The 14,270-nt window shown below is 70.5% G+C and carries 16 protein-coding genes and 1 pseudogene; 4 read left to right on the top strand and 13 right to left on the bottom strand.

Annotation, left to right across the window (positions count from 1 at the left end; all coding sequences use genetic code 11):
* Window positions 1-254: 254 nt before the first annotated feature.
* The 3 genes and pseudogenes from folK to tsaD form a co-directional block, all read right to left on the bottom strand.
* Window positions 255-722: a 2-amino-4-hydroxy-6-hydroxymethyldihydropteridine diphosphokinase gene (gene folK / locus D0Y53_RS11825; RefSeq protein WP_117203528.1), complete on the bottom strand. Its 468-nt coding sequence runs from the start codon at window positions 720-722 to the stop codon at window positions 255-257.
* A 162-nt stretch (window positions 723-884) separates the two neighbouring features.
* Window positions 885-1,232, bottom strand: a pseudogene (gene folB, locus D0Y53_RS11820) (dihydroneopterin aldolase); the annotation flags it as partial.
* 32 nt (window positions 1,233-1,264) lie between these two features.
* Complete coding sequence (tsaD, locus tag D0Y53_RS11815; RefSeq protein WP_117203525.1) at window positions 1,265-2,353, bottom strand: tRNA (adenosine(37)-N6)-threonylcarbamoyltransferase complex transferase subunit TsaD; 1,089 nt, start codon at window positions 2,351-2,353, stop codon at window positions 1,265-1,267.
* A gap of 165 nt (window positions 2,354-2,518) precedes the next feature.
* Here tsaD and rpsU point away from each other — a divergent pair, with 165 nt between their 5' ends.
* The 3 genes from rpsU (at window position 2,519) to dnaG (ending at window position 5,415) form a co-directional block, all read left to right on the top strand.
* Window positions 2,519-2,734: a 30S ribosomal protein S21 gene (gene rpsU, locus D0Y53_RS11810; RefSeq protein ID WP_056134345.1), complete on the top strand. Its 216-nt coding sequence runs from the start codon at window positions 2,519-2,521 to the stop codon at window positions 2,732-2,734.
* A gap of 160 nt (window positions 2,735-2,894) precedes the next feature.
* Window positions 2,895-3,344 carry a GatB/YqeY domain-containing protein gene (locus tag D0Y53_RS11805; protein ID WP_117203524.1) on the top strand — a complete coding sequence of 150 codons (450 nt, stop codon included), beginning with the start codon at window positions 2,895-2,897 and terminating at the stop codon, window positions 3,342-3,344.
* 334 nt (window positions 3,345-3,678) lie between these two features.
* On the top strand, window positions 3,679-5,415 hold the full coding sequence (gene dnaG, locus D0Y53_RS11800) for a DNA primase (protein ID WP_117203523.1): 1,737 nt from the start codon (window positions 3,679-3,681) through the stop codon (window positions 5,413-5,415).
* Window positions 5,416-5,467: 52 nt separating this feature from the next.
* Here the strand turns inward: dnaG and D0Y53_RS11795 are convergent, their stop codons facing one another.
* The 5 genes from D0Y53_RS11795 to D0Y53_RS11775 all read right to left on the bottom strand — a co-directional run bounded on the left by D0Y53_RS11795 (window position 5,468) and on the right by D0Y53_RS11775 (window position 9,371).
* Window positions 5,468-5,818 (bottom strand): DUF488 domain-containing protein, encoded by a 351-nt coding sequence (locus D0Y53_RS11795; RefSeq protein WP_117203522.1) that lies wholly within the window; start codon window positions 5,816-5,818, stop codon window positions 5,468-5,470.
* Window positions 5,819-5,895: 77 nt separating this feature from the next.
* Entirely contained in the window at window positions 5,896-6,816 is a 921-nt protein-coding gene (gene cyoE, locus D0Y53_RS11790; protein ID WP_117203521.1) for a heme o synthase, read from the bottom strand.
* A gap of 8 nt (window positions 6,817-6,824) precedes the next feature.
* Window positions 6,825-8,024: a COX15/CtaA family protein gene (locus D0Y53_RS11785; protein ID WP_117203520.1), complete on the bottom strand. Its 1,200-nt coding sequence runs from the start codon at window positions 8,022-8,024 to the stop codon at window positions 6,825-6,827.
* Between the two features lies 1 nt (window position 8,025).
* A complete protein-coding gene (locus D0Y53_RS11780; RefSeq protein ID WP_117203519.1) occupies window positions 8,026-8,622 on the bottom strand; it encodes a hypothetical protein in 597 nt (198 codons plus the stop codon).
* Complete coding sequence (locus D0Y53_RS11775) at window positions 8,619-9,371, bottom strand: SURF1 family protein (protein WP_117203518.1); 753 nt, start codon at window positions 9,369-9,371, stop codon at window positions 8,619-8,621. Before D0Y53_RS11775 ends, D0Y53_RS11780 begins: the two co-directional genes overlap by 4 nt.
* A gap of 72 nt (window positions 9,372-9,443) precedes the next feature.
* On the opposite strand from D0Y53_RS11775, the gene D0Y53_RS11770 reads away from it, so the two are divergent.
* On the top strand, window positions 9,444-9,668 hold the full coding sequence (locus D0Y53_RS11770; RefSeq protein ID WP_117203517.1) for a twin transmembrane helix small protein: 225 nt from the start codon (window positions 9,444-9,446) through the stop codon (window positions 9,666-9,668).
* 47 nt (window positions 9,669-9,715) lie between these two features.
* Here D0Y53_RS11770 and D0Y53_RS11765 read toward each other — a convergent pair whose 3' ends face one another.
* The 5 genes from D0Y53_RS11765 to coxB are packed head-to-tail and all read right to left on the bottom strand — an operon-like array spanning window position 9,716 to window position 13,924.
* The gene (locus D0Y53_RS11765; RefSeq protein ID WP_117203516.1) at window positions 9,716-10,609 is read right to left on the bottom strand and encodes a cytochrome c oxidase subunit 3; all 894 of its coding nucleotides are present in this window, start codon (window positions 10,607-10,609) and stop codon (window positions 9,716-9,718) included.
* Between the two features lie 29 nt (window positions 10,610-10,638).
* Window positions 10,639-11,214, bottom strand: coding sequence for a cytochrome c oxidase assembly protein (locus D0Y53_RS11760; protein ID WP_117203515.1), 576 nt, complete (start codon window positions 11,212-11,214; stop codon window positions 10,639-10,641).
* Window positions 11,211-11,342, bottom strand: a complete 132-nt coding sequence (locus D0Y53_RS13205; protein ID WP_267896061.1) for a hypothetical protein — start codon at window positions 11,340-11,342, stop codon at window positions 11,211-11,213. The genes D0Y53_RS11760 and D0Y53_RS13205 overlap by 4 nt, the downstream gene beginning before the upstream one ends.
* A 16-nt stretch (window positions 11,343-11,358) precedes the next feature.
* Window positions 11,359-12,999, bottom strand: a complete 1,641-nt coding sequence (gene ctaD / locus D0Y53_RS11755) for a cytochrome c oxidase subunit I (RefSeq protein ID WP_117203514.1) — start codon at window positions 12,997-12,999, stop codon at window positions 11,359-11,361.
* A gap of 58 nt (window positions 13,000-13,057) precedes the next feature.
* On the bottom strand, window positions 13,058-13,924 hold the full coding sequence (gene coxB, locus D0Y53_RS11750; protein WP_117203513.1) for a cytochrome c oxidase subunit II: 867 nt from the start codon (window positions 13,922-13,924) through the stop codon (window positions 13,058-13,060).
* Between the last annotated feature and the right edge of the window lie 346 nt (window positions 13,925-14,270).

Below are 14,270 nucleotides of genomic sequence, written 5' to 3'. Positions count from 1 at the left end.
CGGAAGCCGGTGGCCCGGCCTGTGCGGGACCGTCGGCGGCATGGATGCCGCCGAGGAGCCTACAGGGACGTATTCACGGCGTGTCCCGCACAGGCCGGGTCGCCGGCTTCCCTCCGCAGAAGTTCCCATGACGACCCGGATTAACAACCCGGGAAAAATTACGCCCGGGACGGTCCGGAGAAACGCCTCACCCGCGAAAGGGACCTGGCGACTTCGACCCATCGTTGTGCGAGGACGCCGTAAGCGCTCACCTGCTAAAGCGCGAGGTCGACCTGCGGTGGCGGCGAGGCGTGCTGCGGATGCGCGGCCCACAGTTGCGCCAGGGTGGCACCGCGGACCGGATCGACGAAGTCGGGCGCGATGTCGGCCAGCGGCTTGAGCACGAAGGCGTGGCGCAATTCCGGCCGCGGCAGCTGGAAATCGCCGGGCCCGTCCAGCACCAGGTCGCCGAAATAGATGATGTCGATGTCCAGCGTCCGGTCGCTGTAGGACTTGTCGCGGCGGTCGCGGCCCTGCGCGATCTCCAGCGCATGCAGCCAGTCGTTGAGCGCAAAAGGGTGGATGTCGCTGTCGATGACGGCGATCGCGTTGAGGAACTCCGGGCCATCGAAGCCGACCGCCTTGGTGCGGTATACCGGCGACAGCCGCACCTCGCCGAAGCGCTCGCGCAGCGCCGCGACCGCGGCACGCAGGTTGCGCTCGGGCTCGATGTTGCTGCCCAGGCTGAGATAGGCGCGGCTGCTGGCGGCGCGGAACTTGGCCGCCGGCTTGCGCCGCGCGGCGGCCTTGGACGCGGCTTTCGGCGCGGCGGCCGTCGTCCCGGCCGTCGCCGACCCGGTCGCGGCGGCCGCTACGGCGGCGGCGTCCGGGCGCGCCAGATCGTGGCGGCTGCGCTCGATGATCACCCCGACCGCGCGCGCGCCGCGCACCGCGCCGGGCTTGCTCAGCTTCAGCCGCAGGTGGGCGACGTCGAATTCCTGCAGCACCACCTGCGCGCAGCGTTCGGCCAGGGTCTCCACCAGGCCGTAGGCCGAGGTCGAGACGAAGGCGATCAGGCGCTTGCTGATCGCCTTGTAGTCCAGGGTGTCGGCGATCGCATCGCTGGTGGCGGGACGGCGGTTGTCGAACGCCATCTCCAGATCGAACACCAGCGGCTGGCGGATGCGCCGTTCCCAGTCGTAGATGCCGATCAGGGCGTGGATCTCCAGCCCCTCGATGAAGACCTTGTCCATGGCACCGGATGCGAAATGCGGAAAGCCGAAGCTTACCGCGCCGCGGCGCCGCACTCCTGCTCGGCCACGGTCCCGGCGTCGGCCTGCACAGCGGCGTCCAGCGGCGGCAGGCCGGCCATGTCCCAGCGCGGCGCGACGTGCACCGCCGCAGACTCGCGCTGCCCGGCCTGCAGTCGCAACGCGCCGGCGAAGGCGATCATCGCGCCGTTGTCGGTGCACAGCGCCGGGCGCGGGAAGCGCACCCGGCCGCCGCGGGCGCTCGCCATCTCCTCCAGCCGCGCCCGCAGCCGGCGGTTGGCGCCGACCCCGCCGGCGACCACCAGGGTGTCGCAGTCGGCGGCATCGAGCGCGCGGCCGCACTTGATCGCCAGCGTCTCGACCACCGCATCCTCGAAGCCGCGGGCGATGTCGGCCTTGGTCTGCTCGGTCCTGTCGCTGCCCTGCCAGGCCAGCAGCACCTGGGTCTTGAGCCCGCTGAAGCTGAAATCCAGGCCGGGGCGGTCGGTCATCGGCCGCGCGAACCTGTATGCGCCCGGACGCCCGTCCTGCGCCAGCTTGGCCAGCTGCGGCCCGCCCGGATACGGCAGGCCCATCAGCTTGGCGGTCTTGTCGAAGGCCTCGCCGGCGGCGTCGTCCAGGGTCTCGCCCAGCAGCCGGTAACGGCCGAGGGCCTCGACCGCCACCAGCTGGGTATGGCCGCCGGAGACCAGCAGGGCGACGAACGGCGGCGCCAGCTCCGGATCCTCCAGCAGCGGCGCCAGCAGGTGGCCTTCCATGTGGTGGACCGCGACCGCCGGCAGCTCCAGTGCCCAGGCCAGCGCCCGCGCCACCCCGGCGCCGACCAGCAGCGCCCCGACCAGGCCCGGTCCGGCGGTATAGGCGACGCCGTCGAGGTCGGCGGTCACCAGCCCGGCTTCGGCCAGGGTCTGGCGGATCAGCGGCAGCAGCTTGCGCACGTGGTCGCGGCTGGCCAGTTCCGGCACCACCCCGCCGTACTGCGCGTGCAGCGCGATCTGGCTGTAGACCGCGTGCGCGCGCAGGCCGTCGGCACCGGGGCGGGCGGTGTCGTAGACCGCCACGCCGGTCTCGTCGCAGGAGGTTTCGATGCCGAGGACTTTCACGGAAGGCAGCCAGGGGAAGGGGGCGGACCCCCGGCGGCACGCCGACGGTCCCGGACGGGTTCACGATCAGGCCGGCGCCCGCAAGTTGCACGGGTACGACCCTCGCCGGTATCATACGCGGCTCGCCCGCCAGTCCGGGCCGATCCCCTGAACCCGAGACATCGCATGCCCAGCGTCAAAGTCCGCGAAAACGAGCCGTTCGAGTTTGCCCTGCGTCGCTTCAAGCGCACCTGCGAGAAGGCCGGCGTGCTGGCCGAGACCCGCAAGCGCGAGTTCTACGAGAAGCCAACCCAGGAGCGCAAGCGCAAGGCGGCCGCCGCGGTGAAGCGTCAGGCCCGCCGCAGCTCGCGCGACGTCACCAAGCGCCAGCGGCTGTACTGATCGCGGGGGCCCTGCAGGGCCGGCCGTCCACGGCCGGACTTTCCAGGGGCACGCCCATCCCGGAGGCCGGCCACGCCAAGCGTCGCCGGCCTTTTGCGTTCTACGGACGCTGCCACGGGGCACCCGCCCGCCGACACGGATTTCCCACAGGAGCAAGACCATGGCCCTGAAGCAGCAGCTCACCGACGACATGAAGGCGGCGATGAAGGCCGGCGACAAGTCGCGCCTGGGCGTGATCCGGCTGGTCAACGCCGCGATCAAGCAGAAGGAAGTCGACGAGCGCATCGTGCTCGACGACGCCCAGGTGCTGGCGGTGCTGGAAAAGATGCTCAAGCAGCGCCGCGATTCGGTCAGCCAGTTCGACGCCGCCGGCCGCCGGGACCTGGCCGACATCGAGCGCGCCGAAATGGCGGTGATCGAGTCCTATCTGCCGGCGAAGCTGGACGAGGCCGCGATCCGCGCCGCGATCGACGCCGCCGTGGCCGAAACCGGCGCCAGCGGCCCGGCCGACATGGGCAAGCTGATGGGCGTGCTCAAGCCCAGGCTCGCCGGCCAGGCCGACATGGGCCAGGTCTCGGCGCTGGTGAAGCAAACGCTCGGGGGGGGCTGATCCCGCCGATGCGGGGCGCCGGATGCGGGGGTTCTGGGTGCGAATGTCCCCCGACTCCGGCCTGCGGCCTCCGCCTCCTCCTTTACTTCGCACCCCCGGACCCCCGCACCCGGCACTCTGACCAACGCGGCGACCCCGAAGCTCAGGGCAACCACTTTTTTCGGCGCACCTGCGATCCGGCAGAGGTGGGAGCGGCAGGCCTTCGGCGCGAAGTAAAGGAGGAGGCAGCCGCCGCAGACGGCTGCCGGGGGACATGCGCCCCGAAGGCCTGCCGCTCCCACCGGCTCGGCCAGCGGAAGGGGCGATGCCGGGAGAAGCACCATAAACTAGCCCGATGGCCCGTATCCCCGACGCTTTCATCGACGACCTGCTCGCGCGCAGCGACATCGTCGAGATCGTCAACGCGCGGGTCCCGCTGAAGCGGCAGGGCAAGGAATACGCCGCGCGCTGCCCGTTCCACGACGAGCGCTCGGCTTCGTTCACGGTGTCGCCGAGCAAGCAGTTCTACCACTGCTTCGGCTGCGGCGCGCACGGCACCGCGATCTCGTTCCTGATGAACTACGACCGGCTCGAATTCCTCGACGCGGTCGACGAACTGGCGCGGCGCGTGGGCATGGAAGTGCCGCGCGACACCCGGCAGCGCAACGAGGACTCCGGCACCCGCGACCTCTACGCCGCGCTCGACGCGGCCGCGCAGTTCTTCCGCCGGCAACTGGCCGCCAGCGACAAGGCCCGCGCCTACGTCGAGCGGCGCGGCATCGATCCGGCGATCGTCGAGCGCTACGCGATCGGCTATGCGCCCGACGGCTACGGCGGCCTGCGCGACGCGCTCGGCACCGACGCGCGGCGGATGCAGCTGCTCGAGCGCGCCGGATTGTTCTCGAAGAACGACAAGGGCTCGGTCTACGACAAGTTCCGCGACCGGCTGATGTTCCCGATCCACGACCGCCGCGGGCGCACGATCGCCTTCGGCGGCCGGGTGATCGATGCCGACGACTCGCCCAAATACCTCAACTCGCCCGAGACCGCGCTGTTCCACAAGGGCCGCGAGCTGTACGGCCTGTGGCAGGCGAAGCAGGCCAGCAGCAAGCTCGAGCGGCTGGTGGTGGTCGAGGGCTACATGGACGTGGTCGCGCTGGCGCAGTACGGCGTCACCCAGGCGGTGGCGACGCTCGGCACCGCGACCACGCCCGACCACGCGGAGCTGCTGTTCCGCAACGCGCCGGACGTGTATTTCTGCTTCGACGGCGACCGCGCCGGCCGCGCCGCGGCGTGGAAGGCGCTGGAGTCGGTGCTGCCGCGGATGAAGGACGGGCGCCAGGCGTTCTTCCTGTTCCTGCCCGAGGGCGAGGACCCGGACAGCATCGTCCGCCAGGAAGGCGCGGCCGGGTTCGACGCGCGCCTGCGCGCGGCGACGCCATTGTCGGAATTCTTCTTTGCGCAGCTGGCGCAGGACGTGAACCTGGACACGCTCGACGGCAAGGCGCGGCTGGCCGAGCGCTGCAAGCCGCTGCTGGCGCAGATTCCCGACGGCGCTTTCGCGGATCTCATGCAGCAGCGCCTGACCGAACTCACCGGCGTCGGCGCGCGCGCCAGCTCGCCGGACACGCACATCCCGGCGCAACGCGCACACGGCAGCGGTCGCGGCGCGCCGGCGCCGAAGCGCAGCCTGGTGCGCAGTGCGATCGCGTTGCTGCTGCAGAGCCCGCACCTGGCGTTGGACCTCGAGCCCCCTGACAGCTTCGCCGCATTGCGGCAGCCCGGCATCCCGTTATTGGCCGAACTGGTGGCGCTGGTGCGCACGCGCCCGGACATCCGCACCGGCGCGATCCTGGAGCACTTCGGCGAGCGCGAGGAAGCCGCGGCGCTGCAGAAACTGGCGACGCAGTCGCTGCCCGGGGAGGAGGCCGCCTGGCGCGCCGAGTTTCTCGACGCCATGGCGCAGCTGGAAAAGCAGACGCTGCAGCAGCGCATCGACGAGCTGCAGGCCAAGCAGCGCGACAGCGGCCTGGACGCCCACGACAAGGAGGAACTGCGCGCCCTGCTCGGCCGCCTGCTGGCGGCGCACTGACCCGCCCGGCCGCGGCGCCGCGCAGGGCGCCGTGCGAGCGCGCTGCCGCGCGTCAGCGGAACAGCGCGCTGTTGTTCTGCAGCACCACCGCGGCGTTGTGGACCTCGTCGCGGGCGCCGTACACCAGCGTCGCCGGGCCCTTGCGCAACGCTTGCGCCAGCAGCGCGACCGGCTCCGGATTGCGCTTGAGCTCGTCCAGGTAGCGGCGCTGGAACTCCTCCCAGCGCTGCGGATCGTGGCCGAACCACTGGCGCAACGCCGTGCTCGGCGCGATCTCCTTCAGCCACAGGTCGACCGCCGCTTTTTCCTTGGTCAGACCGCGCGGCCACAACCGCTCCACCAGGATGCGGCGGCCGTCGGCGGCCGTCGGCGGCGCATAGACGCGCTTGATCCGAAGCTTCATCGTCCTCCCTCCTCGATCCACCCGATCCGCGACGCGGGCAGGAGCGTCGCCGCATGCCGCGGACGGGTCGCCCGGCCCTAACCGACCGGCAGCAGCCGCACTACGGGGGCCGGCTGCAGCCACGGCGCCAGCCAGTGGTCCAGCAGCAGGAACGCAAACAGCGCCAGCAGGTACACGATCGAATAGTTGAACACGCGCATTGCGTAGAACTCGTCCGGCGGATCCATCAGCCGCCACGCGTACCACAGGAACACCAGCCCCAGCACCAGCGCGCCGCCGAGGTAGAACAGCCCGCTCATGCCGGTCGCCCACGGCAGCACCGTCACCACCAGCAGCAGCACCGTGTACAGCACGATCTGCCAGCGCGTGTATTCCACGCCGTGGGTCACCGGCAGCATCGGCACCAGCGCGCGGGCGTAGTCCTCGCGGCGGAAGATCGCCAGCGCCCAGAAATGCGGCGGCGTCCACACGAAGATGATCAGCACCAGCAGCAGCGCGTGCGGGTGCAGCTGCCCGGTGACCGCGGCCCAGCCCAGCGCCGGCGGTGCCGCGCCGGCGATGCCGCCGATGACGATGTTCTGCGGCGTGGCGTGCTTGAGGATCGCGGTATAGACCACCGCGTAGCCGATCAGCGAGGCGAAGGTCAGCACCGCGGTCAGCGGATTGACGCCCCACCACAGGATCGCCGTCGACAGCGCCGCCAGCACCAGCGCGAAGGCCAACGCCTGGCGCGGCGTCAGCGTGCCCGCCACCAGCGGCCGCCACGCGGTCCGCGCCATCTTGGCGTCGATCCGCGAATCGATCAGCTGGTTGATCGCCGACGCACTGGCCGCGCCCAGCCAGATGCCGAGCGTGCCGAGCAGCGCTTGGCGCAGCGGCGGCAGCCCCGGTACCGCCAGGAACATGCCGATCACCGCGGTGAACACGATCAGCGCCACGATCCGCGGCTTGGTCAGGCTCCAGTACTGGCGGAGCACGGACGGCGGCTTGGTGGCCATGCGCGCGCTCACGCTTCCGGCGCGCGCACGCGCGCCAGCAGGCCGACCAGCACGAACAGCAGCAGCGCCGCCCCGGCGTTGTGCAGCACCGCCATCGGCAGCGGCAGCGCCAGCATCACATTGGCGATGCCCAGCGACACCTGCGCCAGCAGCAGCACCGCCAGCAGCGCGCCGGCGCCGCGGATGCCCGGCGTGCGCAGCAGCCGCGCCGCCAGCCACAGCAGGTAGGCGAACACCACCACCGCCATCATCCGGTGCGCGAGCTGGATGGCGATGCGCGCGGCGCCGTCGAGCACGCCGCCCTCGTAGTCCACGCCGATCCCGCGCCACAGCACGAAGCCCTCGCGGAAATCGTGCGGCGGCCACCACCGTCCGACGCAGGTGGGGAAATCGGTGCCGCAGGCCAGCGCGGCGTAGTTGGCGCTGGTCCAGCCGCCGAGCGCGATCTGCAGCGCCAGCAGCGCCAGCGCCAGCGCCAGCCAGCGACGCAGCACCGCCGCATCCGGCAGCCGGATCGGCAGGTCGGTCGCGCGCCAGGCCATCCATGCCAGCAGCGCGAACGTCGCCAGGCCGCCGAGCAGATGGCCCATGACCACGATCGGCTTGAGCAGCCAGGTCACGGTCCACATCCCCAGCAGCGCCTGGAACACGATCGTCGCCAGGGTCAGTGCCGCGATCGCCGGCAGCGCGTGCGCCGGGCCGCCGCCGCGCTCGCGCGCCCAGCGCACCGCCGCCTGCAGCAGCACCAGCTCGCCCGCCGCCGCCAGCAGCGCCGCCGCGCCGTGCAGGCCGCGCATGTACAGCGGGATCGACAGCGCCACCGCGACCGCGGCGCCGATCACCTGGGCGACGCCGTGCCGTTGCCGGCGCGCCGCCAGCAGCGCCAGCAGCAGCACCAGCACGCCGAGCGATCCGGCCAGCATGCGGTGCACCTGTTCGCGCCAGGCCTTGCTCGCGTCCAGCGGGCGGATCGCGGTCGCGGCGTGGTCGGCCACCTCGTGCGCCGCGACCGGCCACGCGGCGCGGCCGTAGCAGGTCGGCCAGTCCGGACAGCTCAGGCCGGCGTTGGACAGGCGCACGAAGGCGCCGAACACGATCACCCCGAACGCCAGCGCGCAGGCGAGCCAGGCGATGCGGTGGAAATGCCGGTACACGGGCGGCTTGTGCTCGGGCAGGCGGAAGACGATGGGGCGCGGGGTCGGACTCATGTCACATCAGCTTGAGCAGCTTGGCCAGATCCGCGCGCAGCCCGGCCGGATCGGCGCCGGGAGAGTAACGCAGGATCACGAAGCCGTTGGGATCGATCACGTACACCGGCACGCCGCCGGCGGCTTCGGCGGCCGTGGGCTCCACCCGCGGCAACGCCGCGCGCAGCGCCGGGTCCGGGCGCAGCAGGCGCAACGACGCATCCCCGCGCAACGGCGCCGGCGCGCTGCAGCCGGGTTCGGCGCACAGCCACAGGACGTCGACCTGGTCGGCGTTGCGGCCCATCAGCCGCCAGACCACGTCGAGGTCGCGCGCCAGCGACGCGCAGGCCTGGGCACAGTCCGCCGGCGGCGCCAGCGCGATGCGCCACACGCGCGCGCCCGGATTCCAGGGATAGGCACTGCCGTCGGCCAGCCGCGGGACGCGTGCGCGCAGGTCGACCGGCGGCTGCAGCAGCTCGCCGTGGTTCTTCATCCCGGCCGGGCGCCAGCCGGAGAACCGCAGCGCGCCGGCCAGCAGCAGGCTGCCCAGGAACAGCGCGGCGACCACCAGCAACGCGAGGCGGTTGCGGCGAACCGGCGGGCGGGTGGGATCGGTCATCGCATGCCCGCGCGGCGAGCGCGCGCTCCGTGTCTGCGCAAACTCAGCACCAGCGCGGTGACCAGCACCGCGGCGGCGAGCGCGAACCACTGCACCGCGTAGCCGAGGTGGCGCTCGGGCGGCAGTGTGTTGGGCAGGATGTCGAGATCGCGCACGTAGCCCGGTCCCGCATCCAGCGCCTGCGCCGGGTCCAGCTTCAGCACCCGTGGCGCCAGCGCCGGCAGATCCAGCGCGCGCCGCAGCGTCGGCGGGTCCAGCGCGAGCGTCAGCAGCGCCCCGTCGGCCCGGGCGAGGGCCGCGCCGCCACCGAGTCCGGCCGCGGGCGGCGGCGTCAGCAGGCCGGCCAACTGCCATTCCCCGGCCGGCCGCGGTACCGCCGGCAGGCGCCGGTCCCCCGGCAGCGGCAGCCAGCCCAGTTCCACCAGCAGCGGCGTCCCGACCGCGGGCTGGAACACACGATAGGCGCGCACGCCGGCGCGCTCCTCGCGGCTCTGGTTGTCCAGCAGCACCGCCGGCGCGGCGAGGAAATGGCCGCGTCCGGCGCTCCAGTCGTAACCGGCGCGGCGCTGCGGATCGGCGGCGACCGCCAGCGGTTGCGGCTGGCGCGCCTGCAGCACTCCGGCCACCGCCGCCAGCATCGCCTGCTTCTGCTGCATGCGCTGCAGCTGCCACAGCCCCAGTCGCGTGAACAGGGCGATCGCCAGCAACGCCAGCGCCCAGCCGAACACGATGTTGCGACATACGCTCACGCCGGCGCGGCTTGCGGCTGCGATAATGCGCCCCTGGCACCGCTCCGGTGCGTCCGCAGGCAGGTTCCACCGATGAACGACTCGCTCAAGACCCTGCTGATCATCGCTTTCCTGCTCGTCATCCTGTGGAACCTCGGTGCCGGGCTGTACTACATGCTGGTCGACAAGGGCACGACCAAGCGCACCGTGAACGCGTTGACCAAGCGCATCGCGCTATCGGTCGTGCTGATCCTGCTGATCGCGCTGGCGATCCAGCAGGGCTGGATCACCCCGCACGGCGTCGTCCCCGCCGCCTGAACCGTTTCTCGCGTGGCAAAGGCCGGCTTCGCGCCGGCCCAGGCGGGCTACAGCACGTACACGAACAGGAACAGGCCCAGCCAGACCACGTCGACGAAATGCCAGTACCAGGCCACCGCCTCGAACGCGAAGTGGTCCTCGCCGCTGAAGTGGCCCTTCAGGCAGCGCAGCCAGACGATCGCCAGCATCACCGTGCCCAGGGTCACGTGCGCGCCGTGGAAGCCGGTCAGCATGAAGAAGGTCGAGCCGTAGATGCCCGAGCCCAGGGTCAGGTTGAGTTCGCTGTAGGCCTCCAGGTACTCGCTGGCCTGGAAGTACAGGAACAGGCAGCCCAGCAGCACCGTGGCGCCGAGGAACAGCAGCAGCTGCCTGCGCTTGTCGGCCTTGAGCGCGTGGTGGGCGATGGTGACGGTGACGCCGGAGGACAGCAGGATCAGGGTGTTGAGCAGCGGCAGGCCCCACGCCGGGATGGTCTGGAAGCTGCCGCCGATCGCGCCCGGGCCGTTGTTCGGCCAGCCGGCGGCGTAGCCCGGCCACAGCAGGCTGTTGGTCAGCACGCCGTCGCCCTGGCCGTTGAGCCACGGCGTCACGTACTGGCGCGCGTAGAACAGCGCACCGAAGAACGCGGCGAAGAACATCACCTCGGAGAAGATGAACCACACCATCCCCATCCGGAACGAGCCGTCGACCTGCTTGTTGTAGTAGCCGCGCACCGACTCGGTGATGACGTCGCCGAACCACTTGAACAGGACCGCGGCCAGGAACGCCAGCCCGGCGAAGAACAGCGGCTTGCCCCAGCTGGCCTCGTTGAGCCAGCTGGCGAAACCGAGCATGGTGGTGAACAGCGCGGCCGAGGCCACCACCGGCCAGCGGCTGCTGGACGGAACGAAATACACATTCGCGTCGTGTGCCTGGATATCGGAGCTGTGCGCTTGGGCCATGGTCGGGTCTTCCGGTTACGTACGTCGTGTCAGGGTGCGGCGTGAGGCAGGTCAGAGGCCGCTTTCGGCGCGTTGACCTGGTCGGTCTGGGCGTCGTTCTTGTAGAAGGTGTAGGACAGGGTCAAGGTATGGATGTCGGCCGGCAGATCCGGGTCGACGATGAAGCGCACCGGCATGTCGCGCGATTCGCCGACCTGCAGCGTCTGCGCGGTGAAACAGAAGCACTCGGTCTTGCTGAAATAGCCGGACGCGCGCGCCGGCGCGATCGAGGGCACGGCATTGCCGACGATGGTGCGGGTGCCGGTGTTGCGGGCGAAGTACCGCGCCTCGTACTGCCGGCCCGGCTGCACCCGCATCGTGGTCTGCTCGGGGTGGAACGCCCATGGCAGCCTGGAGTTCACCCCGCCGTCGAACTGCACCGTGACCCAGCGTTGCGTGGCGCCGGCGGCCTGCGCCGAGACCGCCGCCGGGCCCTTTTCCAGACGCACGCCGAAGACCTTCTCGCAGGCGATCCGGTACAGCGGCACCAGCGCGAAGGTGAACGCGAACGCGGCCAGCGCCACGCCCACGAGCTTGACCACGCCGGTGTGGTTGCCGGCGCTCATCGCAGCACCCCGCTCAGGATGAAGGCGAGGTAGATCCCGACCGCGACCGCGACCAGCACCAGCACCGTGCGCCGCACGCCGCGGCGGGCGGCCTGCTGTTTGTCCTGCGCTGGCGCCGGCTCGTGCATGGTCGCTGCGCCGCGCCTATTCGTAGTCCATGTGGGCGAAGTCGCCGTGGGCGAGGTCGCCTTCGCGGATCACCGGCGGGGTGGTGAAGGTGTGGTGCGGCGCCGGCGAGGGCACCGTCCACTCCAGCCCGCGGGCGCCTTCCCAGGCGCGGGCCTCGGCCTTCGCGCCGCTGCGCTTGGAGCTCCACAGGATGTAGAACATGAGGAACGGGGTGACGAACATGCCGAACGCGCCGATCGAGCTGATCAGGTTCCAGTCGGCGAACACCACGTTGTAGTCCGGGATCCGGCGCGGCATGCCGGCCAGGCCGAGGAAGTGCTGCGGGAAGAACACCAGGTTGACGAACACCATGGTCCACCAGAAGTGGATCTTGCCGAGCGTCTCGTTGTACATGCGCCCGGTCCACTTCGGCCACCAGTAGTAGATCGCGCCGATGATCGCGAACAGCGCGCCGGTGACCAGCACGTAGTGGAAGTGCGCGACTACGAAGTAGGTGTCGTGGTACTGGAAGTCGGCCGGCACGATGGCGAGCATCAGTCCGGAGAAGCCGCCGATCGCGAACAGGATCACGAACGCGATCGCCCACAGCATCGGCGTCTCGAAGGTCATCGAGCCGCCCCACATCGTGCTCACCCAGTTGAAGATCTTCACCCCCGTCGGCACCGAGATCAGCATGGTGGCGAACATGAAGAAGATCTCGCCGCCCAGCGGCATGCCGACGGTGAACATGTGGTGCGCCCAGACGATGAACGACAGGAACGCGATCGCGGCGATCGCGTACACCATCGCCTGGTAGCCGAACAGCGGCTTGCGGCTGAAGGTCGGGATGATCTCCGAGACCAGGCCGAACGCCGGCAGGATCATGATGTAGACCTCGGGGTGCCCGAAGAACCAGAAGATGTGCTGGTACATCACCGGGTCGCCGCCGCCGGCCGCATTGAAGAAGCTGGTCAGGAAGAACTTGTCGGTCAGCAGCATGGTCACGGCGCCGGCCAGCACCGGCATCACGCCCAGCAGCAGGAACGCGGTGATCAGCCAGGACCAGGTGAACAGCGGCATCTTCATCAGGTCCACGCCCGGCGCGCGCATGTTGAGCACGGTGGCGATGATGTTGATCGCGCCCATGATCGAGCTGATGCCCATCATGTGCACCGCGAAGATGGTCATGGCGACGTTGGCGCCGCCCTGCAGCATCAGCGGCGGGTACATGGTCCAGCCGCCGGCCGGCGCGCCGCCGGGCACGAACAGGGTCGACAGCAGCAGCACGAACGCGAACGGCAGGATCCAGAACGACCAGTTGTTCATCCGCGGCAGCGCCATGTCCGGCGCGCCGATCTGCAGCGGGATCATCCAGTTGGCCAGGCCGACGAACGCCGGCATGATCGCGCCGAAGATCATCACCAGCCCGTGCATCGTGGTCATCTGGTTGAAGAACTCGGGCTTGACCAGCTGCAGCCCCGGCACCGCCAGTTCGGAACGGATCACCACCGACAGCGAGGCCCCGACGATGACCATCAGAAAGCTGAACAGCAGGTACAGCGTGCCGATGTCCTTGTGGTTGGTCGAGAACAGCCAGCGCTCGACGAACCCCTGCTGGTGACCATGCTCATCGGCGGTGTGGCCGGTATCGACGGCGGCTTCGTAATGCGTGGCCATTGCCCTACCTCGAGAAAATGATGCGTGTCGAAATGCGTGTGTGCGACGGAAGCGGCGCTCAGGGCGCCGCGGCGACGACCGCGCCCGCGGTGGCGGCCGGCACGGCGGCGACCGACGGCGCGGCGGCGGCCTTGCGCTCGGCCAGCCAGCGCGCGAACTCGGCCTTCGGCACCGCCTTGACCACGATCGGCATGAAGCCGTGGTCCTTGCCGCACAGCTCCGCACACTGGCCGCGGTAGATGCCCGGCTCCTTGATGTCGGTCCAAGCCTCGTTGACGATGCCCGGGATCGCGTCCTGCTTCCAGCCCAGCGCCGGCACCCACCAGGAATGGATGACGTCGTCGGCGGTGATCACGAAGCGGATCTTGGTGTCGACCGGCAGCACCAGCGGGTTGTCGACGTCGCGCAGGTAACGCGGCAGTTGCGCCGGGGTCGGCACCTGGCCGCTCTGGCGCATCGCCTCGCTGCCGCGGTCCAGGCGGCTGCTGATGTCCACGCCCTCGCCGAGGTACTCGTACTTCCACAGCCACTGGTAGCCGGTCACCTTGACCGTCATCGCCGAGTTGCGGGTGTCGTACTGCTTGATCAGCCCGGTGGTGGCCGGCCAGGCCATCACCACCAGCAGGATCACCGGAATGGTGGTCCAGATGACCTCGGCGGTGGTGTTGTGGGTGAACTTGGCCGGGACCACGCCCTTGGACTTACGGAACTTGAAGATCGCCACCGCCATCGCGCCGAACACCAGCACGCCGATGACCACGCAGATCCACAGCACGAACATGTGCGCGTCGTAGGCGATCTGCGAGGTCGAGGTGACGCCCGGCGTCAGGTTGAGTTGCCAGCGCACCGGCTCGTAGGGCTCGGTGTCCGGGGTCGCGGCCTGCGCCCATGCCAGCATCGGCAGCGCCATCGCCGCCGCGCCCATTGCCCACTGCTTGAAACGACCGGCTGTCTTCACATCGAGCCCCAGATTGCGCAATTGAACCAATTCGAGAATGTCGTGCCGCACCCACCGCGCCGTTGCCGCCGGCGTCGCGCTGCGGCCCGCGCCGCTGTTGTCGCGCGTCCGTGCCGTCTGGCGGCGGCGCGAACCGTGCGCCGTCTCCCCTACGACCGCCACAGGCCCTGCCCGCTGCGGTCGCGACCGCCCCCGCGCCGCCCGTACGCCGGACCGTGCCGGCGACCGCGCGCATCGGGGCGAAAGCCCCCGCCATCATGGCGGGTCGCGCCGCCGAACGGTGGCGCGCGGTCCCCGTGGCGGCGGCAACGGT

This window comes from Cognatiluteimonas weifangensis, from assembly GCF_003416885.1.
In the GTDB taxonomy this organism is placed as follows: Bacteria; Pseudomonadota; Gammaproteobacteria; order Xanthomonadales; family Xanthomonadaceae; genus Cognatiluteimonas; species Cognatiluteimonas weifangensis.
This window is presented reverse-complemented; position numbering and strand designations above follow the sequence as displayed.